The organism is Skermanella aerolata KACC 11604 (assembly GCF_000936425.1).
GTDB classification, from domain to species: domain Bacteria; phylum Pseudomonadota; class Alphaproteobacteria; order Azospirillales; family Azospirillaceae; genus Skermanella; species Skermanella aerolata.
In genome coordinates this window covers 1-779 of sequence record NZ_AVFK01000184.1, presented here as the reverse complement: position 1 = coordinate 779, position 779 = coordinate 1, and the positions used below count along the sequence as shown (strand labels likewise).

General features: G+C 60.2%; 2 protein-coding genes. Both read right to left on the bottom strand.

The features are described from left to right. Window positions 1-287: transposase (locus tag N826_RS39115; RefSeq protein WP_044438051.1), on the bottom strand; the 287-nt coding region annotated here is incomplete at its 3' end. Window positions 288-409: 122 nt separating this feature from the next. Further along, the coding region (locus N826_RS46275) for a transposase (protein ID WP_157599446.1) at window positions 410-779 on the bottom strand (370 nt) is incomplete at its 5' end.

Below are 779 nucleotides of genomic sequence, written 5' to 3'. Positions count from 1 at the left end.
CCGAGCAGATGGAGGATCGAGCCGATCAACCCCTCGGTCTGGCGCAGCGCCAGATGGAACACTGCGCGCAGTGTCAGGGCAGTCGTAATCGCGAGGTCGGAGTAGTGTGGCTGACCGCCCGGCGTGGTCCGCGGCGTTGCTTTCCAGGCGGCTATCGCATCATCCGTGAACCACATGGTCAGACTGCCCCGCTGCCGCAGCGCCTCGTTATACGCTGACCAATTCGTCACGTGTTGCTTCGGCCGCGCAATATGGTGACGGCGAGCGGCATTGTATTTGTGCGGCATGAAGGCGAGATCCGGAGCATCGAAACAGGTCGACCCTTACGCCATCCCGCACATCCCGGCAACACGCTGGGGCTCGCTCGAGAAGCCGTTCCCACACCCAGTTGGCTCCAGCGGATGAAGGTCTACGCCATCCGCCACCAGGGAACCAGATCGGCCGGCACGCTACGCCATTTCACGCCATTCTGATGCCGCCAGACGATCGCTTCGATCGTATCGCGCAAGGCAACCGGTTCCGTCTTACCTCGCGGCCGGCACTCGTCGATCAACGGTCCTAGAACCGCCCATTGATCGTCATCCAGGACAACAAGTCTACTTTTCTCATTCATTTCATATGGATAGGCTCGGTGATCAAGCCATGACAGGGCGCAGCAGTCTACGCCGAAGCAGATGATGTGGTTTGTACCGGTCACTGCTATATTAGGTTTTTGCAGCGCTGCCGGATACACACCATCCGAACGCAATCCGACATCCGGCTCGGCCGCGGTGTCGCGC